The organism is Paracoccus laeviglucosivorans (assembly GCF_900182695.1).
Classification (GTDB): domain Bacteria; phylum Pseudomonadota; class Alphaproteobacteria; order Rhodobacterales; family Rhodobacteraceae; genus Paracoccus; species Paracoccus laeviglucosivorans.
Genome location: NZ_FXTK01000002.1, coordinates 233,277 through 252,232, shown reverse-complemented (window position 1 = coordinate 252,232; position 18,956 = coordinate 233,277). Strand labels below are relative to the sequence as shown.

General features: G+C 62.4%; 18 protein-coding genes. 10 read left to right on the top strand and 8 right to left on the bottom strand.

The annotated features are described in order from the left end of the window. Positions 1 to 5: 5 nt before the first annotated feature. From FN835_RS03270 to FN835_RS03250, 5 genes are all read right to left on the bottom strand, one after another. On the bottom strand, positions 6 to 551 hold the full coding sequence (locus FN835_RS03270) for a histidine phosphatase family protein (protein WP_185958567.1): 546 nt from the start codon (positions 549 to 551) through the stop codon (positions 6 to 8). Then, the gene (locus FN835_RS03265) at positions 548 to 1,615 is read right to left on the bottom strand and encodes an MBL fold metallo-hydrolase (protein WP_142661767.1); all 1,068 of its coding nucleotides are present in this window, start codon (positions 1,613 to 1,615) and stop codon (positions 548 to 550) included. The genes FN835_RS03270 and FN835_RS03265 overlap by 4 nt, the downstream gene beginning before the upstream one ends. Continuing rightward, on the bottom strand, positions 1,608 to 2,714 hold the full coding sequence (locus FN835_RS03260; protein WP_142661766.1) for an ABC transporter ATP-binding protein: 1,107 nt from the start codon (positions 2,712 to 2,714) through the stop codon (positions 1,608 to 1,610). Before FN835_RS03260 ends, FN835_RS03265 begins: the two co-directional genes overlap by 8 nt. Before the next feature lie 168 nt (positions 2,715 to 2,882). Further along, positions 2,883 to 4,079 carry an MFS transporter gene (locus tag FN835_RS03255; RefSeq protein ID WP_142661765.1) on the bottom strand — a complete coding sequence of 399 codons (1,197 nt, stop codon included), beginning with the start codon at positions 4,077 to 4,079 and terminating at the stop codon, positions 2,883 to 2,885. 11 nt (positions 4,080 to 4,090) lie between these two features. Then, positions 4,091 to 4,915, bottom strand: a complete 825-nt coding sequence (locus FN835_RS03250) for an aldo/keto reductase (RefSeq protein ID WP_142661764.1) — start codon at positions 4,913 to 4,915, stop codon at positions 4,091 to 4,093. 123 nt (positions 4,916 to 5,038) lie between these two features. Between FN835_RS03250 and FN835_RS03245 the strand changes: the two genes are divergently transcribed. After that, entirely contained in the window at positions 5,039 to 5,935 is an 897-nt protein-coding gene (locus FN835_RS03245; protein WP_142661763.1) for a LysR family transcriptional regulator, read from the top strand. A 19-nt stretch (positions 5,936 to 5,954) separates the two neighbouring features. Here the strand turns inward: FN835_RS03245 and FN835_RS03240 are convergent, their stop codons facing one another. Continuing rightward, a complete protein-coding gene (locus FN835_RS03240; RefSeq protein ID WP_142661762.1) occupies positions 5,955 to 6,707 on the bottom strand; it encodes an SDR family NAD(P)-dependent oxidoreductase in 753 nt (250 codons plus the stop codon). A gap of 143 nt (positions 6,708 to 6,850) precedes the next feature. Between FN835_RS03240 and FN835_RS03235 the strand changes: the two genes are divergently transcribed. The 5 genes from FN835_RS03235 to FN835_RS03215 all read left to right on the top strand — a co-directional run bounded on the left by FN835_RS03235 (position 6,851) and on the right by FN835_RS03215 (position 13,351). Next, a complete protein-coding gene (locus FN835_RS03235) occupies positions 6,851 to 7,738 on the top strand; it encodes an AraC family transcriptional regulator (RefSeq protein WP_185958566.1) in 888 nt (295 codons plus the stop codon). 161 nt (positions 7,739 to 7,899) lie between these two features. Next, a complete protein-coding gene (locus FN835_RS03230; RefSeq protein WP_142661760.1) occupies positions 7,900 to 8,520 on the top strand; it encodes a TetR-like C-terminal domain-containing protein in 621 nt (206 codons plus the stop codon). Positions 8,521 to 8,956: 436 nt separating this feature from the next. Then, positions 8,957 to 10,054, top strand: coding sequence for a Hint domain-containing protein (locus FN835_RS03225; RefSeq protein ID WP_142661759.1), 1,098 nt, complete (start codon positions 8,957 to 8,959; stop codon positions 10,052 to 10,054). Positions 10,055 to 10,259: 205 nt separating this feature from the next. Further along, positions 10,260 to 10,799 carry a biliverdin-producing heme oxygenase gene (locus FN835_RS03220; protein ID WP_142661758.1) on the top strand — a complete coding sequence of 180 codons (540 nt, stop codon included), beginning with the start codon at positions 10,260 to 10,262 and terminating at the stop codon, positions 10,797 to 10,799. Beyond that, on the top strand, positions 10,796 to 13,351 hold the full coding sequence (locus FN835_RS03215; RefSeq protein ID WP_142661757.1) for an HWE histidine kinase domain-containing protein: 2,556 nt from the start codon (positions 10,796 to 10,798) through the stop codon (positions 13,349 to 13,351). The genes FN835_RS03220 and FN835_RS03215 overlap by 4 nt, the downstream gene beginning before the upstream one ends. Before the next feature lie 5 nt (positions 13,352 to 13,356). On the opposite strand, the gene FN835_RS03210 is transcribed toward FN835_RS03215, so the two are convergent. Continuing rightward, entirely contained in the window at positions 13,357 to 13,629 is a 273-nt protein-coding gene (locus FN835_RS03210) for a DUF6525 family protein (RefSeq protein WP_221930390.1), read from the bottom strand. A 3-nt stretch (positions 13,630 to 13,632) separates the two neighbouring features. After that, positions 13,633 to 14,859, bottom strand: coding sequence for a GTP-binding protein (locus FN835_RS03205; RefSeq protein WP_142661755.1), 1,227 nt, complete (start codon positions 14,857 to 14,859; stop codon positions 13,633 to 13,635). Positions 14,860 to 15,141: 282 nt separating this feature from the next. Between FN835_RS03205 and FN835_RS03200 the strand changes: the two genes are divergently transcribed. The 4 genes from FN835_RS03200 (at position 15,142) to FN835_RS03185 (ending at position 18,925) form a co-directional block, all read left to right on the top strand. Then, positions 15,142 to 15,576, top strand: a complete 435-nt coding sequence (locus tag FN835_RS03200; protein WP_142661754.1) for a hypothetical protein — start codon at positions 15,142 to 15,144, stop codon at positions 15,574 to 15,576. Positions 15,577 to 15,633: 57 nt separating this feature from the next. After that, positions 15,634 to 16,134, top strand: a complete 501-nt coding sequence (locus FN835_RS03195) for a copper chaperone PCu(A)C (protein ID WP_142661753.1) — start codon at positions 15,634 to 15,636, stop codon at positions 16,132 to 16,134. 19 nt (positions 16,135 to 16,153) lie between these two features. After that, complete coding sequence (locus FN835_RS03190; protein ID WP_142661752.1) at positions 16,154 to 17,509, top strand: PepSY-associated TM helix domain-containing protein; 1,356 nt, start codon at positions 16,154 to 16,156, stop codon at positions 17,507 to 17,509. 120 nt (positions 17,510 to 17,629) lie between these two features. Then, positions 17,630 to 18,925, top strand: coding sequence for a CYTH and CHAD domain-containing protein (locus FN835_RS03185; RefSeq protein WP_185958565.1), 1,296 nt, complete (start codon positions 17,630 to 17,632; stop codon positions 18,923 to 18,925). Positions 18,926 to 18,956: the final 31 nt, after the last annotated feature.

Sequence of the window (18,956 nt, the reverse complement as noted above, 5' to 3'; positions counted from 1 at the left end):
AGAAGTCATATTTCCTGAACCTGCCAGCCGTGACCGGCGGTGGGTCTGGAAAAGCGAAGCAGCGCGCAATTGGCCGGGCGCTGGAATGGAATGCGAAGGGCTGCGTAAATCTCGCGCGCGGTGCCGGAATGGGCGACGATCAGAACCGGCACAGCGGCCTGCGACGGGATCCCGGCAAGTCCCGCGCGGATGCGGGTGCGGAATTCCTCCGGCCCTTCACCCTCGGGCAGGGTTGCTTCGCGGCGAAGCGTAACGGTCGGCTGGCCTTCCCATACGCCCCAGTTGCGTTCGCGCAGCAGCGGCGCCGGGGTCATCGGCAGGTCAGGGCGCAGGGTCAGGACCGCCTCAGCCGTCTGATACGCGCGGATCAGGGGCGAGACATGCAGCCCCGAAATCGGCACATCGCCAAGTCGCAGCGCTGCATCGCGCGCTTGGCGCAGACCCAGATCGGTTAGCGGAAGGTCGGTCCAGCCCCCCAGCACACTGTCGGCATTGGCCTGCGTCTGGCCATGGCGCAGGAAATAGAATTCGGCATGGTCCAGCAGGCTCACCACCGCATCTCCTGACCTTGGGCGATGGGCCAGTCGGTGGCTGCCTGCAGCTCCGCCAGCTTCTCGGGGGCGCAGAACGCGGCCAGCATCTGGCGCGGACCCACGGCATTCACCAGCGCCTGCTGACCGGAAAGCGTCGGATGCACGTTCCAGCGCATAAAGCGGGCATGACCCTGCGCAATCAGATCATGCGAGGGCGCACCCCTGGCCAGATGCCCGGTAAAGACGATTTCACCCCGCCCCTCGGTCGCGATCCGTCCGGCCATCGCCTTGGCCACGCCGCGTTCGGCATTGGGTCCGGCGGCGATCATGATGCCCGACAAGGGCGAGGTTTCGGTCAGCACCTCGGTCCGGTCCAGCAGGCGCTGCGGCATGTCGGGATCGGTCAGCCATGTGCCATGCGCGATCAGCTTTTGCGCCACATCGCGATGCGACGGACACAGCGCCACAGGCAGGCCGCGATCAAGGAAATAGGCTGCAAGTTCCAGCCCTCGCCCGCCCGCCGGACACGGGAACAACACGTCAAAGGCGATGCTGTCGGCGATCTGGCGCGCCTGTTCATCCAGCGCGACATCCGCCACACCGTAAGCGGCATCAAGGATCATCGCTTTCGCGGGCAGCGGGTCCGAGACGGCAAACAGCGTGCTTTCCGCACTGTAATCGCCGGTATAAAGCAGCCCCTCGGATCCGCCCAGACGCATCCACACCGCACCGGGCGCATGGCCTGCCGGACCCATGTCAAAGGGCAGACCCATGACGTCGCGCAGCCCCTCCAGCGGGGTGGCGGTTTGCAGCGCGGCTTCCTGTGTCAGCGCGATGGTGGGGGCGGTCGCGAAAAGCGGCGGACGGCCAAGGCGCTGCCACAGATCTAACCCGCCCGTGTGATCGGCATGGCCGTGGCTGAACAGAATCGCGTCGATCGGCGGCAAGTCGGAAATATCGGGCAGGGCCGCGTCATCTGGCCCCTTGCCCAGATCCAGCAACAGGTTGCGACCACCCATCCGCAACAGGAAACAGGCCGGCCCCTTGACCCCGACGCCCGAGATCGTGCGCAATTCAGGCATCCACGCGCTCCGTCAGGTAAGCACCCTGCGAGGCAACGGGCGTGCCGCCATCCCGCGCGATGACCCAGCCGCTCGCGATCCTGATGTGCAAGGCCGTGCCTTGAGCGACAGGGTGGTCCAGCGCCAGCGACAGCACATCCGCACCGATGCCCTGCGGCGTCACATGTGTCAGGTAGCGGCCATTGCGGAAATTCTGGCCCAACACCTCGGCCCGGATATGGCCCTGGCCTGCGGGGGCAATCGTCAGATCCTCGCGGTGCAGGCACAGCCACGCCGGACCTTCAGCGGCGCTGCCGGGCAGCCCAAGCACCTGCCCGTTCAGCAAGGTGCGGCAAAGATCGCCGTCGCGCGCCGTCACCTCGACCGGCAGCGTCATGCCGTGGCTGATGAACCGCGCGACCATGGCGGTTTTGGGGCGGCGGTAAAGCGTCTCGGGCGTGCCGACCTGTTCGATGCGGCCCTGCGACATGACGGCGATATGGCTGGCGACGGCCATCGCTTCGTCCTGATCGTGGGTGACGAATACGAAGGTCGCGCCGGTCGCGGCGTGAAGGCGGCGAAACTCGGCCAGCATGGACTGGCGCAGATGCGCGTCAAGATTGGCCAAGGGTTCGTCCAGCAGGATCATCCGTGGCCGCAACGCCAGCGAGCGTGCCAGCGCCACGCGCTGACGCTGCCCACCCGAAAGCTCATGCGGGCGGCGATCGGCCAGGGCATCCAGCCCCACGGTCGCCAGCACCTCGGCCACGCGAGCCTTGCGTTCGGACCGCGACATGCCCTGAACCTTCAGGCCGAATTCGACATTGCCCTGCACCGTCATCGACGGCCAAAGCGCATAGGATTGAAAGACCATTCCCAGCCCGCGCGCCTCGGGCAGGACAAAGGTGGACGGCCCCGCAAGTTCGCGCCCGTCCAGCCACAGGCTACCCTGGCTGGGGCGTTCCAACCCCGCGATCAGGCGCAAAAGCGTGGTCTTGCCGCAACCCGACGGACCAAGCAGCGCAAGGAACGCGCCGGCGGGCAATTCCAGCCCGATCCCGGTCAGAACGTCCTGTTCGCCAAAGGACTTGGAGATGTTTCTAAGGCTAAGGTGAGGCAAGACGATTCCTTTCCTGACGCCCGATGTGATGAGGGGATGCAACCGATGGACGACATCCCTGTGACGCAAGGATGAAATTCCGGGCGGGCCAGGTGCGTTCCATCGCCACGAAAAAGCGGCGGAAACGATGACCGTTCCCGCCGCTGCGCATATCGGATGGTGCGTGGATCAGGTGCCGATGGCCAGCGCGCCGTCGCGCGCGCGTTGACGTCCCAGCCAGACCAGCCCCAGACCCGCCGCCGCCAGCAATCCGCCCGCGACCGGAACTGCGGCATAGCCAAGGCCAAGGCTGATGACCGCGCCGCCGACAGCCGCGCCCACGGCATTGCCAAGGTTGAACGCCCCGATATTGATCGAGGACGCCAGCCCCGGCGCCTCGGCTGCGGCCTGCATCACCCGCATCTGCACGGGCGGCACGATGGCAAAGGCAGCAGCGCCCCAAAGCGGCAGCACGATAGCGGCGGTCAACGCGTGACCGATCAGGAAGGGCATCGCCAGCATGATCAGCGCCAGCGCGGCCAGAAAGATCGCCGTGGCCCCATCCAGCGACCAGTCGGCCAGCTTGCCGCCCAGCCAGTTACCGATCGTAAAGCCCAGACCGATCAGCACCAGCGCCAGCGTCACGAACCCCGCAGAGGCACCAGCCAATGTCTCAAGGATGGGGGCGACATAGGTATACAGCGTGAACATCGCGCTTGCGCCCAGAACTGTGGTCGCCATTGCAATCAGAACCTCGGGGCGGGTCAGCACGCGCAATTCGCGCCGGACGTCGGGCCGTTGGCCCGGTTCGCCCTTGGGCAGCGCCAGCCAAAGCGAGATGATGGCCAGGACGCCCAGCCCCGCCGTGGCCGCAAAGGCCATGCGCCAGCCGATCTGCTGACCGATCCAGGTCGCGGCAGGCACGCCGCCGATATTGGCGATGGTCAGGCCCATGAACATGGCGGCAACGGCGCTGGCCTGTTTTTCACGCGGCACGACGCTGGCCGCGACGACTGCGCCAAGGCCGAAGAATGCACCGTGGTTCAGACTGGTGACCAACCGGGCCAGCAGCAACGTGGTATAGCCCGGCGACATGGCCGAAAGCAGGTTGCCGACCGTGAAGATCGCCATCAGCAGCATCAACGCCGTGCGTTTGCCAAAGCGGCTGAACACCAGCGTCATGATCGGCGCACCCAGCATCACGCCGATCGCATATGCGCTGACCAGCAGCCCAGCGGTCGGGATCGAGACCTGCACCCCTTCGGCGATGACGGGCAAAAGGCCCATGGGCGAAAACTCGGTCGTGCCGATGCCAAAGGCACCGATGGCCAGCGCCAGCAGCGGCCAGTTGAATCCCGACCGGCGAACAGTGTCAGATTGCGTCATGTGATATCCTTTCATGCGGCCCAGTCGGGGGCCAGTCCTTCGGGGCTGACCAGGCGACCATCGGGACGGGCAAGGCCCGCGATGGCGACCATGTCCTGCGGCGTCAGGTCAAAGTCGAAGATGGCGAAATTCTCGGGGAGGCGGGCGGGATTGGCGGTCTTGGACAAGGCGATGAACCCCTGCTGGATCAGCCAGCGCAGCGCCACCTGCGCTGCCGTCTTGCCATGTTTTGCGCCTATCTGTTGCAGCAGCCCGTCACGCGGAACGGCACCATCGGCCATGCCGAAATACGCGGTCAGCGCGACACCAGCCGACTTGGCCGCAACCAGCATGGCTTGTTGGTCCAGATAGGGATGCGCCTCGATCTGATTGGTGACGATGGGTGCGGCGCTTGCCTCGACCGATTGGCGCAGCTGCGTCAGGTTCTGGTTGCTGACGCCGATATGGCGCGTCTTGCCCGCCGCCTGCACCTGATTAAGCAGCGCGATCTGATCCGCCACCGGCACCTTGTCACCCGGCCAATGCAGCAACAGCAGATCGACGCGATCCACGCCCAGCTTGTCCAGACTTTCATCGACCGAGGCCGCAAAGCGATCGGCGCTGTAATTGTCGATCCAGACTTTGGTGGTCAGGAAAAGGTCGTCCCGCGCGGCTCCGGCGGTTCGAAGCGCACGGCCAAGCGCCGCCTCGTTACCGTAGATCTGCGCGGTGTCGAAATGGCGAAAGCCTGTTTCAAGTGCGGCGGGCACGATCCGCCCGACCTCGGCATCCGACATGCGGAACACGCCAAAGCCCAATGCGGGGATCGTTGCCCCGCCCGCGGTCACATATTGCATTGTTATCTTCCTCGCTACTGCGATCATTCCGAATTGGTAGGTCGGACATACGCAGCGCGGGCGGGCTTGATAACATGGCCATGATCCACTTTATCTGTGAACTGATTTCACGAAAGGCTAGTGATGGACAATCGGGCGGGCGAAATGCAGGTGTTCCTGCGCGTGGTCGAAACGGGCAGCTTTTCCCGCGCGGCCAAGCATTTGCTGATGACACCTTCCAGCGTCAGCAAGCTGATCGCCCGGATCGAGGCCCGGCTGGGTGTGCGCCTGCTGGAGCGTTCCACCCGCAGCCTGTCTTTGACCGCCGAGGGGCAGGTCTATTACGAACGCAGTCAGGCCCTGCTGGCCGAAATGGAGCAGATCGAACACGATCTGTCGCAGGACGCGGCCTATATCGGCGGCACGGTCCGCATCAGCACCTCGGTCGGGCTGGGGGTTTTCGGGATCGAGCCCTTGCTGCCAGCATTCTGGCAGGCCCATCCCGAAATCGTGGTGGACCTGTCGCTATCCGACGACATCGTGGACATGTATCAGGACCGCACGGATATTGCCTTTCGTGTCGGTGCATTGTCGGATTCGGGGTTGACAGCGCTGAAACTGGGCAGCGCACAGCGCAAGATCATCGCCTCGCCCGAATATCTGGCGCGCGTCGGCACGCCGCAAACGGTAGATGATCTGGGCGGGCATGATTTTCTAAGCTTCAACTTCCGCCGTTCCTCTCCGATCTGGCCTGCGCGCGAAGGCGGGCGGCTGATCAGTCGCCGCCCATTGCTGGCCAATAACGGCGAAACCGTGCGCCGCATGGCGCTGGCCGGAATGGGGCTGGCGCGGATGGGCGAATTCCACATCCGTGCCGATCTTGCAGCCGGTCGCCTGATCGAGGTTCTGCCCGGCGCCATTGCCGAGGATCGCGAGGATATTCACGCGCTTTTCCTTGGCGGCACGCGGATGCCGGGGCGCGTCCGGGCTTTCGTGGATTTCGTCGCGCCCCGGCTTCGGGCCTTTCTTGCGGCTGGCTGACGCGCCGCGGCAGGTCCGGTTACAGGTTCTGGCCGCCCGAAACCTCGATCCGCTGGCCGGTCATCCAGCCCATGCCATCGGTCAGGATCGACGCGACCGCGCCGCCGATGTCGTCCGGCAAACCCGCGCGACCCATCGCGGTCGCAGCGGCAACCATGCGGTTCACCTCGGGGATGTCACGCACCGCGCCACCGCCGAAATCCGTTTCGATCGCACCGGGGGCCAGCGTGTTCACCGCAATGCCGCGATGGCCCAGTTCGCGCGCCAGATAACGGCTCAGCACCTCGACCCCACCCTTCATCGTAGCATAGGCCGCATATCCCGGCAGGCTGAAACGCGCCAACCCGCTGGACACGTTCAGGATACGCCCGCCATCCACGATCAGCGGCAAAAGCTGCTGGGTCAGGAAGAACACGCCTTTCAGATGCACGGCCACAAGCCCGTCGAAATCCTCGGGCGTGGTTTCCATGAAGGGTTTGTGGATGCCATGCCCCGCATTGTTAAACAGATAGTCGAAATCGGCGCGGCCCCAACCCCGTTGCAAGGCGTCGCGCAAACGGCCCGAGAAATCGGCAAAAGTCCCGACATCCGCCGTATCAAGTTGCAGCGCGGCGGCCTTGCCGCCCGCATCCGTGATCTGCTCCACGACCTGATCGGCGGCTGCCGAATTGCCGTGATAGGTTAGCACGACCCCGACGCCCGCGCGGGCCAGATGCAGCGCGGCGTTCCGGCCAAGGCCACGGCTACCACCGGTGATGACTGCGATTTTCATATCCGCTCTCCTTCGTCTTGGATGGTGGGAATATGCGGCACGGCGGGACGGATTGCCTGCCACATCCTCCGCAAGACTTGCCCAATCCTCCGAACCGGTGGAATCTGCGTGAAATGCGATACGGACTGTCTTATTCAGATGTCATGGAACAGACCAATGCCCAACTGATCGAAGATTGTGTCCTGATCGCCCAGCAACATGGCACGGAAAGCCAACCCGTGCCTGCGGGACCGGATGGGCTTTCCGTCGTGCGGGCGCGGCATCCATCACAGATTCGGCTGACGCTGTATCATCCGATGATCTGCCTTGTCCTCCAAGGGGCCAAAGAAATCCAACATCGCAACGGCGCGGTGGGATTTGCAGCGGGCGAAACGGCCTTGGTTTCGCATGAACTGGTGACGGGCGCGCGGATCACCCAGGCGACCCCGGATCGGCCCTATGTCGCGCTGGCTTGCCGCATCGACCCCGAAATCCTGCGCGGTCTGCAGGCCGAAATGGAGCCGGGCACCATAGACGCTGCGCGCGGCGAAGCGGTGGCGGCGGGAACGGCGGAACAGGGCGTCGTCGATGCCATGACGCGCTTGTTTCGGCTTCGCGACCGCCCGCTTGAGGAACGCATTCTTGGCCCGATGATCCGCCGCGAACTGCATTTCCGCGTCCTGCTGTCGCGTCACGGCAGCATGATGCGCCAACTGTCGCAGCCCGGCAGCCCCGCCAGCCGCATCGCCCGCGCCATTTCGCATATCCGCCAGCACTGGGACGCGCCCTTGCGAACGCAGGACCTCGCCGCCGTGGCCGGGATGAGCGCGTCAAGTTTTCACGAACATTTCAAGGCGATTACCGCCACCTCGCCCATCCAGTATCAAAAGGCACTGCGGCTGGCGCTTGCCCGCGAACGTTTGGTGGACGGAGAAGAAACAGTATCGCCGATCGCCTATGCCGTGGGTTATGAAAGCCCAACACAATTTAGCCGCGATTTCCGTCGCGCCTATGGTGTGCCACCCAAGGACAGCCGGGCCGTTCCGCTTTAACTTTATCCGTCCAACCCGACGCAACGTTCCGGCAGTTTGATTGCAAGTTATCCTGCCACGACTTGAATTTTCGCAAGCCGGGATGCTATAGGGGCGCCGGCTCTCCGTTGGTTGTCATTGTTTTTCTGTCCCGAGGCCACCAATGGATCACGGAGTCTTTGATGTCCCAATATGGCCGTCAGGGAAGAACGCTTTATGCCGATGCCCTGAATACCGCGACCGATATTGTCGCGGAAACCGGACAGATGCCGCAAATGGCGGAACTGGCCGACAAGCTGGATGTGCCGGAAAACTCCTTATGCGGGATTTTTGGATCAGAGCAGCAACTTTTAGTTGCGATAGCCGAAAACGCTATGATGCTTTTGCATGATCAATGCGTGCGCACTATCGTCAAGGTCAATGATCAGGACCCCGTCGCGCAGTTTCAAGCATTATCGGATGCCTATATCGAATGGGCATATAATCACCCGCGCGAATTTCGCATTATCGGGTCGATGCCTGCCGAGGATTTTCAGCATAACGATAAGCTGATGCGTTACGAACAATCCATCCATGAATTGATGCTGCGGCTCTTGATGCGGGCGAAATCAATGGGGAAACTTTCGCAGGACGAAAACCTGCCATTGCTGATCGCCGCCGCCCATTCATTCGCTTATGGACTGGTCAGCAAAATGCTGCTGGGCGATCTGGCCAGATGGGCACCGGAACACGATGAACTTACAGCCGCCCGCGCCGCAATGCATATGTTCACAAGCAGAGTTCTGTGCATACAAAGCGCCTGAAAGCGCAATCCAGACACCCTTCAAACGAACGCCCATCGCACTTTTCGTTCTTTCCCGGACGAGCGATCCCCACCGCTCGCCCGGCAATTTTTCTGCAACAATAAACACTTAACAACAAAAACAAGGCTACCGATCAACAACGTCATCGTTATGCCCCGACAATCGGGAAAACGGTAGCTGACTATTTCGTCAGTTTTCGCCCAGACGCACCGGAACCCGCCTGTCCAAAAAGACATGATCGGCCCCATTGGCTAAGCTTTTGGCACATCGTAAAAGAAACCCAAGCAGGATGTGTGTTGTTGCAATCTGCGAGATGGTCGAATTTGTTTGGGTTCCTGTTTGATTGTTTTCGCGACGATCTCGAGCATTTCCTCCATCGGCTTTGTCGGTGCCCCATTCAGGGCGTCTGTTACTTCGAGTTTGATGGGTCTTAACGATGTCCAATTATTCCTTGTTTGTCCTTCCGCCTGAAGCGTTCACGACTTCGGATGGCGGTTACCAACCAATTCGCGATCCGAATACTGCAGATGACGGATCTGGCTGGAAGGATGCCTATGGCACCTTTACCTATACGCGCCAGTCGGCTGTAGAAATCAGCGTCCATGATACGGATCAGAACAACCAGTCGCTCGATGACAATGCTCCGGGCGAAAGCACGCAATTTCTGATCGAACCGATCGAGCGGTTTTCGGCAGGCTCGGCGCTGGAAAATGAATTTGAAATCACGCTGAACGCGACGGTCGATGGCGTTCTGAAAGAATACCGGCTTGTCGCGATCAGCTCGCAAGGTCAGATCGTCGGATATACGTTCAAAGGTGAATGGCCGCCGGAACACACGCATCTTAGTGCGGTGTGGAAGGGGACTGAAGACAGCGACAACAATTCGCTGTCCGTCAATCAGATGCAGGCGCCCTGCTTTACCCGTGGCACAATGATTGCAACGCCGAATGGCGAGATTGCGATCGAAAATCTGCACGAAGGGGATCTGGTTCTGACCCGCGATCACGGCGCGCAGCCGATCGGTTGGATCGGTTCCGCTTATCTGGATGCGCGGACGCTTGCGGCAAATAAGAATATGCAGCCGATCCGCATTCGCGCTGGTGCCCTTGGCATGGGATTGCCCAAGCAGGATCTGCTGGTTTCTCCGCAGCATCGGGTGTTGCTGCGGTCGCGCATCGCGATGAAGATGTTCGGCGCAGCCGAGGTTCTGGTCGCCGCAAAACAGCTTTTGCAGATCGACGGCATCGACATTGCCGCCGAATGCACCGAGATCGAATATTTCCATATGCTGTTTGACCAGCATGAAATCGTGATCTCTAACGGTGCCGAAACCGAGTCCCTTTATCCCGGACCCGAAGCCCTGAAATCGGTCGGCGCCGCAGCGTTGGACGAAATCTTCGCGATCTTCCCCGAACTTCGCAGCCTGCAGGCCGCACCGGATGGCGCGCGCTTGCTGCTGTCGGGCCGACAGTCGCGAAAGCTGGTCGTGCGCCACGTCCAGCACACGCGCGCTTTGGTCGTCCCAACCGTATGATCCATCAGAAAAAACGAATCGGAAAACCCGCGAGACACTTGCGGGTTTTCACTTTTTCGCCGTTCAAGATTGATTTAGGTTAATTCTCTGCCGGAAATTGGACATTCGATCAGGAATGTGAAAACTCTGGCATTGAAATCTCGGTCAGGTCTATTCACCGTCGTCAAACGCGGCACGGCCTGCCGCAACAACCGGCAGATTGACCTTGGCACTTAGATTGCAGCCCCAGACCTTGCGCCACCTGCTGATGAGCGGGACACGCGATCTTCACGATGCGTTGGACAGCGCCATGGGTGAGATGCGCGGATCCGAGGATTATCGTCACTATCTGCGCGGCACCTATGCTTTTCGTGCTGCGCTGGAGCCGGCGTTGGACGACGCGGGTTGGCAGGTCGAACGGCTGTTGGACAATCTGCGCGCCGATCTGGCCGATCTGGGCGAACCCGTGCCGACAGCCGCGCCCGCACCTGCTTTACACGATTTCGCGGCGAAGGCTGCGGCGCTTTACGTTCTGGAGGGGTCGGCCCTTGGTGCGCGCCTGATCGCGCGTCGCGCGGCGGCACTGGGCTTCGACGAACGGCACGGCGCACGGCATCTGGCCCAGCAAACAGCCGCACCCACCCGCTGGCCCGCGTTTCTGGACTGGCTGGAACAATCCGCAGCCCCGCCCGAGCCCGCGACTGCGGCGGCGCGGCAGGTCTTTCAGACCGCGCTTCTTGCCTATGGGGTGGAGGCAGGGGTATGACCCGAAATTCCGTGTCGGATGCCTCGCTTGCTGGTCAGCCGATTGACCTGACCAACTGCGACCGTGAACCCATCCATATTCCCGGCAGCATCCAACCGCATGGTTGCTTGCTGGCCTGTGATGCAGCTGCCCGTGTCGTGCTGCGCCATTCTGCCAATGCCATGCGGATGCTGGGGCTGACCGACGATCCCAACGGCAAACCCTTGGCCGAGATCATCGGGGCCGACCACGTGCACACGCTGGTCAACGCACTTGCCGTTGCAGGGCATGAGCCCCGCCCCGCGCTGGTTTTTGGGCTAGAGGTGAACGGGCAAAGTTTCGACGTGACCGGCCATCGATATGACGGCCACGCCATTCTGGAATTCGAACCCGCTTCCGAAAATCTGGGTGCTGTCATGAGCATGGCGCGCACCGTCGTGGGCCGCCTGCGCGCGCTGGACAGCGCCGAAGCGGTGATCCAGCAGGCCGCCTATCTGATTCAGGCCAAGCTTGGTTATGACCGCGTGATGATCTATGAGCTTGGCCCGGATGGCGCGGGCAAGGTCGTCAGCGAGGCCAAGCTGGATGTCCATGAAAGCTTCCGTGGCCAATATTTCCCGGCCAGCGACATTCCCCAGCAGGCCCGCGCGCTTTACCTGCGCAACCCGATCCGCGTCATCAGCGATGCGTCTTTTGAACCCGTCCCGGTCTTGCCGGTGCAGGACGAACGCGGGGCGGCGCTGGACATGTCCTATGCGCATCTGCGCAGCGTCTCTCCGGTTCATTGCGAATATCTGCGCAATATGGGCGTCTCGGCCTCGATGTCGGTGTCGATCATCATCAACGGCCAGCTTTGGGGCCTGATCGCCTGCCACCATTATGCGCCCAAGGTGCTGAGCATGGCCGATCGCGCCGCAGCCGAGATGGTGGGCGAATTCTTCTCGATGCATCTGGATTCGCTGCGCCGCAAGCACGCCCGCAAGGCCGAAGACCTGGCGCGCCGCGCGCTGGACGATCTTATGGTCGATGCCAGCCGCAGCGAGGACGTGAACACCGCGCTGGAAAACCGCCTGCCCCAGCTTGCCGATCTGATTTCTGCCGAAGGCATCGCGCTGTGGTTCAACGGCAAATGGAGCAAGCAGGGACACGCCCCCAGCCATGAAGCCGCCGAACCGCTGCTGCGTCTGGCCGAGGCCGCACCGGATGGTCAGATATTCCAGACCGACCAGCTTTCCACGCTGCTGCCCGAAGCGACCGATCTGACACGAATCGCCGCAGGTGTTCTGATCATCCCCCTGTCGCAGCGTCCCCGCGATTTCCTGTTCTATTTCCGGCAAGAGGCCGAGCAGACACTGGACTGGGCGGGCGACCCGAACAAGACCTATGAAACCGGCCCCTTGGGCGACCGTCTGACCCCGCGCAAAAGCTTTGCGATCTGGAAAGAGACGGTGCGCGGCAAATCGCATCCGTGGTCCGAGGCCGATCACCGCTTTGCCGAGGCACTGCGGATTTCGGTGGTCGAGGTGTTGCTGTTCAACTCGGAACTGCTGGCCGACGAACGCGCCCGCGCCGCAGTTCGTCAGCGTGTGCTGAACCAGGAACTGAACCACCGCGTCAAGAACATCCTTGCCGTCATCCGCACGCTGGTCAGCCAAAAGCATCACGATGGCGAAACGCTGCACAGCTATACCAGTGCGCTGCGCGGTCGCATTCAGGCGCTGGCGAATGCGCATGATCAGGTGATCCGCGACGAAAACGGGGGCTTGCTGCGTGATTTGCTGCAGGCCGAGCTTGGTCCATATTCAGCCAAAGGCGACGACATTCGCCTGCAGGGACCGGCTATCTCACTGGATTCACGTGCGTTTTCCGTAATGGCGCTGATCTTGCATGAGATGGCAACCAATGCCGCGAAATATGGGGCATTGTCGCAGCGCAGCGGACAGCTTGCGATTACGTGGTCGCTGCTGCCGGGCGGCGATTGCACGATCCGCTGGCAGGAAAGCCACGTCACAGGGGTCAGGATTCCCGATACGACCGGGTTCGGCTCAGACCTGATCAAACGTTCTTTGCCCTTCGATCTGGGCGGCGAAAGCGAACTGGCGTTCCAGCCCGACGGCGTTGTGGCCCAGTTCCGCCTGCCCGCCCGTTTCCTGCGCGCTTTGGATGGCGACGCCTCGGCCGCGATACCTGCGCTGAAATCGGATGACGCCCCCCGCCTTTCTTCCCTTGAAGGCCGCCGGGTGCTGCTTGTCGAAGACCAGATCCTGATCGCCATGTCGCTTGAGGCGGAATTGCAGGATCACGGGCTTGAGGTCGTGGGTGTTGCTCCGAACGTCGCGACCGCATTGCAGATGATTCAGGATCACGCCCCTGATCTTGCGGTTCTGGATCTGAACTTGCGGAACGAAACCTCGATCCCGGCAGCACAGATGTTGATGGCACGCGGCACGCGCTTCATCTTTGCGACCGGCTATGGCCGTGACATCGATCTGCCGGACGAATTTGCCGATGTCCCGGTCGTCCAGAAACCGTATCTGGTGCAGGATATCCTGAAAGCTTTCCGCGACGCCTGAACGGGTCAGGCGCGCGGATATTCCTGTCCCCAGACCGACGCGGCATCGCGTTGCAACAGACGCATCTCGGCCCGTGACAAAGCTTGCAGGGCGTGGCCTGTGTCCGCAGGACATTCGCGCAAGGCGCGCTGCCACAGACGCAGGGCCGAGCGTGCGCTCCATGGCAGGGCGGCGCTTGCCAGCCATCGCCGCAATTCGTCCGGCAGACCGTCATAGCGGGCCATGGCATTCTCATTCCCACTGCGCCGAAGCGAGGTCTGCAGATTGACGCGCCTCATGGATCAGGCCGCGTGCCTGCGCCATTCGGGAAAGGGGTCGGGCAGACCTTGCCAATCCCATGGCGTGAATTCTTCGGCACCCACCAGCGCCGCGTCCAGCGCTGCGGTAATCGCCGCGCGGTCCATGCCGCTGCCGATAAACACCAGTTCCTGCCGCCGGTCGCCCCATGGTTCCTGCCAATGCGTTTCGACCTCGCGCAGCGCGTCGGGATGCGTTGGCCAACGCTCGGGCGGGACGCTGGCCCACCAGCCGCCCAGAGGCGCGATCGAGGATACCGCTCCGGCAAGGCTGAACTCCACCGCCCAATCGGGTCGCGTGGCCAGCCACATATGCCCCTTGGCACGGATCACGCCCGGCAAATCGCCGTTCAGCGCAGCATGAATGCGCGCCGGATGAAAGGGTTGGCGCGCGCGATAGACAAAAGAGGATATGCCGTATTCCTCGGTTTCGGGCACATGGTCGGCAAAGCCGTAAAGCTCCTTTGCCCAAAGCGGATGTTCATGCGCGCGGTCGAAATCGAACAGGCCGGTGTTGAATATCTCGGGGGCGGCCACGCGCGAAAAATCCGTCTCGATCAGCCGCGCATCGGGGTTCAGGGCGCGGATGATCTTGCGGGCCTGATCCAGCCGCTGGGGCCCGGCCTCGGTAATCTTGTTCAGCACGATGACATTGGCAAATTCGATCTGGTCGGTCAGCAGGTTGACCAGCGTGCGCGCGTCTCCCTCACCCATGCTTTCGCCGCGATCCGCGATGAAGTCGTGGCTTGCGAAATCGCGCGTCAGGTTCACCGCATCGACCACCGTGACCATCGTGTCCAGCCGCGCCACGTCAGCCAAACTTTCGCCATCCGCATCGCGGAAATCGAAGGTGGCCGCGACCGGCAGCGGCTCGGACACACCCGTGGATTCGATCAGCAGGTGGTCAAAGCGATCTTCGGCAGCAAGGCGGCGCACCTCAAGCAGCAGGTCGTCGCGCAAGGTGCAGCAGATGCAGCCATTGGTCATCTCGACCAGCTTTTCCTCGGCGCGTGACAGGCTGGCCCCATCGCGCACCAGATCGGCATCGATGTTCACCTCGGACATGTCATTGACGATGACGGCGACCCGGCGCCCTTCGCGGTTGTTCAGCACGTGGTTGAGCAGCGTGGTTTTACCCGCGCCCAGAAAGCCGGAAAGCACGGTAACGGGAAGACGGGGGTCCGCAGAACTGGGATCGGGATTGACTGGCATGGCGGCACCTAAATGTAATGTTATTACATTTCTAGTAGCATCCGCGCCGAAGCGTATGCAACCCCCAAGCCATAGGGCCAAACCAAAGAACGATACGGCCAGCAGCCGGACCATGAACACGGTCGTGACCGGACATGTTTGATCATCAGGACAGGTGGCTGCCGTTTTCGATCACAGCCTGCAGACCATGCGATCAGATGCGACATCTAGCCCTGTGGACAAAATTTCTGGCGCGGTGCAGCAAGGTCGCCTATCAGGTATCATGCCGACCAAGGGGACGCCTTGACCAACCGCGCCAACAGTCTTGCTTTCGCAAGCCGGGCCTTGCCCCGGTTGCTGGCGCTGCTTGCGGTCCTGCCCTTTGTGTTGCTGTCGCTGATGGCGCAGGGGACGATGGTCGTCAAAGGCCCTGCCCGCGAAAGCTTCATGGTCGTTTTGTGCGGCGACCACCTGCCGGTCGAGATGGTGGTAGCCGATGACGGCACCGTCATCCCCGCCGACGAATATCGCGCGGCGGACGATACGCCCGTACCGAAAGCGCCCAAGCCGGCCTGCGACTGGTCCGCTCATGCCCAGCCGGTGCTGGCCGCAGGCCCATTGGCGGCCTTGGCGATGCTGACGAACCTGCTGCCCGCGGACCTGCACGTCACCCCCGCCCCGCGTGCCCACAGGGCCGAGGTGCTGACCCCCCTGGCCCGAGGGCCGCCCGTCACCTGACCCATGCCGCGGCGTCCGACCGGGCGCATGACGTCAATTCCGCATCAGGTGAACCATATGCAAACCCACACCATATCCGCCATTCTTGGCGCGTTGCTTCTTGCCCTGCCCCTTGGCTCACAGGCTCAGCCCGTGACGCAGGGCGATCTGACCGTCTCGGACGGATTCATGCGGGCCATGCCGCCCAACGCCCCGGTCGCGGGCGGCTATCTGACCATCACGAACAACGGCACTGCCGATGACCGCCTTGTGTCTGCCAGTTCCCCCGAGGCAGGCGAGGTGCAGGTCCACGAGATGACCATGAACGGCGACGTGATGAAGATGCGCGAATTGCCCGACGGTCTACCCATTCCCGCAGGCCAGACCGTAACGCTGACGCCCGGCGGCAACCACCTGATGTTTCTGAAGGTCGCAACCCCCTTTACCGAAGGCCAGACCGCCCATGCCACGCTGGTCTTTCAGAATGCGGGGCAGCTCGAGGTTCCCTTGGCCGTCGGCCCTATGAACGCACGCAAGGCCGGGGGACGGGCGCCCGCCGACCCTCATGCGGGTCACTAATCGCGCAAGGGGGAAACAGATGACTACCTTATCGCGGCCCTCGCGCCCGGCACGCGCGGCGGGGGATCTATACCGTGCCGTGTGGCGCTGGCATTTCTACGCGGGACTTCTTGTCCTGCCCTTTCTGATCTCGCTGTCACTTTCGGGCGGCGCCTATCTTTTCAAGGATGAAATCGACGGCTGGTATCACTCCGACCTGAAGCACGTGGCGCAGATGAGCGACGTGACCATCTCGCCCGATGCCATCCTTGCCTCGGCGCAAGAGGTCGTGCCGGGAACGGCGGTGAAATTTACCCCACCCGCCAAGGCGGGCGACACGGCCGAAGTCACCATAGCGACCGATCGTGGACGCATGGCAGTCTATGTCAGCCCCTATGACGGGCTGGTGCAAGGCGTCATGCCCGATCGCACCACGCTGTCATGGACGATCAGGCAATTGCACAGCCTGAAATATTTTGGCCCTTATGCCCGCTATGCGATCGAGATCGCGGCGGGATGGTCGGTTCTTCTGGTGGCAACCGGACTTTTCCTGTGGTGGCCGCGCGGGCAAAAAGGCGGCGTTCTGTCGGTTCGCGGCACGCCGCAGCGCCGGGTGTTCTGGCGCGATCTTCATGCCGTGACCGGGCTGGTCGCGGGCGGCTTTATCGTGTTTCTGGCGGTAACGGGAATGCCGTGGTCCGGCGTCTGGGGCGCCAATGTCAACGAATGGGCCAATGGCAGCAATTTCGGCTATCCCAGCGGAGTGCGCGTCGATGTGCCCATGTCGGACCGCAAGCTGAACGACATCGCCCAGACCTCATGGTCGCTGGAGCACGCGCGCATTCCCGAAAGCCCCAATGTCGGGGCAAGCTCTATCACGCTGGAACAGGCGGTGGCGGCGTTCGACCGGATGGGCCTTGCGCCGGGCTATGCCGTGTCACTGCCTGTAACGCCCGATGGCGTGTTCACGGGCTCGGTCTATCCCGATGACCTTAGCCGCCAGCGTGTTGTGCATCTGGACCAGTATTCCGGCAAGCCGCTTCTGGACATGAGTTATGGCGACTATGGCCCCGGTGGGCGGGCGCTGGAGTGGGGGATCAACACGCATCTGGGCCAGACCTACGGGTTGGCAAATCAGATCGTGCTGCTGGCGGTCTGCATGGCCATCATCCTGATGTCGGTTGCCGCCGCAGCGATGTGGTGGAAGCGCAGGCCAGCGGGGCGTCTTGGCGTGCCGCCTATGCCCCAGAATCGGCGGGTGTTTCGGGGCCTGATCGCCATGCTGGCCTTGGGGGGCGTCATCTTTCCCTTGGTCGGCTTGTCGCTAATCGTGATGCTGTCGCTGGATTTCTGCGTCACGCGCTGGGGCGGCAATCGCGGTATTGCCGCGACCTAGCAAGAAAATTCGGTGAATTGCCCAGATACCGCCGCAACCTGCGGCGGTATCTTTGCGTTTATGCAACGCAGGCGGCCCCGACGTCCGGGCCGCGCGTCGAAGGACGAAAGGAAACCTGCGTTGCAAGACGTCGATCTAAGACTTTATCTGTCTCCGGCCAGCGCCAATGCCATTGAAAAGTCGGGGCTGCTGCCCGGCAATCCGGCCATGGCGAAGATACGCATGGCCTATCTGGATATACCAGGGGGGGACATCATTGCCGTTGAACAGGGGCAGCTGCCCGACCTGCCCCTGCCCCTTGCCACGGCGCAGCTTGCACGACACCGCTGGACAATCGAACATCAGGGCGCGCAGATCGCCGTCGCCATCGACAGGGGCGAGATCATGGCAGGCGACCGCCAGTCCCAGATCTGTGAGATCGGCCTGCGCCTGACCAACGGGTCGCCCAGTACGGTCTTCGACTTTGCACACAAACTTGACGAAGTGGCACCGCTGCGTGCCGGTGTGCGCCGCAAAGCCGAACGCGCCCGCCTGCTGACCGAAACCCTCCCCCGTTTTCACAAAGCCGAACCCGTGGTCCTGTCCCCCGAGATGAGCGCGGGACAAATCTTTCAGACCGTGATGCTGTCTTGCCTGCGCCAATTCCGCCTGAACGAAGACATCCTGTTGACGGACCCCAACCCCGAAGCGGTGCATCAGGCCCGCGTGGCGCTGCGCCGTGCACGTTCGGCAATGTCGATCTTCAAGCCGCTGCTGGGCGATGACGCGGCGCAGGGGTTGCGCGACGATCTGCGCTGGCTTGCCGGTGGCCTTGCCAATGCCCGCGAAATCGACGTGCTGCTGGACCGCGCAAAACCCGGCGAGCTGATGGCGAAACTGGGCCGGGCACGCCGCGCCACCTACGCCGATATGGCCAAACTTCTGGCACAGCCTCGGGCGCGGCGCGTGATGCTGGACCTTGCGCAATGGCTGCATGACGGCGACTGGTGCCGCGAGTTTGCCACGGCTGAATTGCGCAACCAGTCCGCGCGGGAATTTGCCGCAAGCGCCTTGCGCCGTTTTCGCCGCAAGGTCCGCAGGGATGGCCGTGATCTGGAAAACCTGCCCGACGCGGCGCGCCACGAACTGCGCAAGGATGCCAAGAAACTGCGCTATGCGACGGATTTCTTTGAGGGACTTTACGCCGATGGCAAGACCGGCAAACAGCGCAAGCATTTCGTGAACGCGCTTGAGGAGATGCAGGACGTTCTGGGCGCGCTGAATGACATGGCGATGGCGCCGCAAATGCTGGAGCATCTTGGCATTGCCGACGACCCCGAGGCGGCAGTTTTGCTGGGCAGCGGCAAATCCGCGCAGTTGTCGCAGGCCGCAAAAGCCTATGACACGCTGGTCGGGGCCAAACGCTTCTGGAAATGACGTATGACGGATGCGCAGGTTTCCGTCCTGC

Excerpts from the sequence above, each read along its gene's own strand:
- FN835_RS03265 (WP_142661767.1), bottom strand. The coding sequence starts at position 1,615 with ATGCCTGAATTGCGCACGATCTCGGGCGTCGGGGTCAAGGGGCCGGCC.
- FN835_RS03255 (WP_142661765.1), bottom strand. The coding sequence starts at position 4,079 with ATGACGCAATCTGACACTGTTCGCCGGTCGGGATTCAACTGGCCGCTG.
- FN835_RS03250 (WP_142661764.1), bottom strand. The coding sequence starts at position 4,915 with ATGCAATATGTGACCGCGGGCGGGGCAACGATCCCCGCATTGGGCTTT.
- FN835_RS03245 (WP_142661763.1), top strand. The coding sequence starts at position 5,039 with ATGGACAATCGGGCGGGCGAAATGCAGGTGTTCCTGCGCGTGGTCGAA.
- FN835_RS03240 (WP_142661762.1), bottom strand. The coding sequence starts at position 6,707 with ATGAAAATCGCAGTCATCACCGGTGGTAGCCGTGGCCTTGGCCGGAAC.
- FN835_RS03235 (WP_185958566.1), top strand. The coding sequence starts at position 6,851 with ATGGAACAGACCAATGCCCAACTGATCGAAGATTGTGTCCTGATCGCC.
- FN835_RS03230 (WP_142661760.1), top strand. The coding sequence starts at position 7,900 with ATGTCCCAATATGGCCGTCAGGGAAGAACGCTTTATGCCGATGCCCTG.
- FN835_RS03225 (WP_142661759.1), top strand. The coding sequence starts at position 8,957 with ATGTCCAATTATTCCTTGTTTGTCCTTCCGCCTGAAGCGTTCACGACT.
- FN835_RS03215 (WP_142661757.1), top strand. The coding sequence starts at position 10,796 with ATGACCCGAAATTCCGTGTCGGATGCCTCGCTTGCTGGTCAGCCGATT.
- FN835_RS03210 (WP_221930390.1), bottom strand. The coding sequence starts at position 13,629 with ATGAGGCGCGTCAATCTGCAGACCTCGCTTCGGCGCAGTGGGAATGAG.
- FN835_RS03205 (WP_142661755.1), bottom strand. The coding sequence starts at position 14,859 with ATGCCAGTCAATCCCGATCCCAGTTCTGCGGACCCCCGTCTTCCCGTT.
- FN835_RS03195 (WP_142661753.1), top strand. The coding sequence starts at position 15,634 with ATGCAAACCCACACCATATCCGCCATTCTTGGCGCGTTGCTTCTTGCC.
- FN835_RS03190 (WP_142661752.1), top strand. The coding sequence starts at position 16,154 with ATGACTACCTTATCGCGGCCCTCGCGCCCGGCACGCGCGGCGGGGGAT.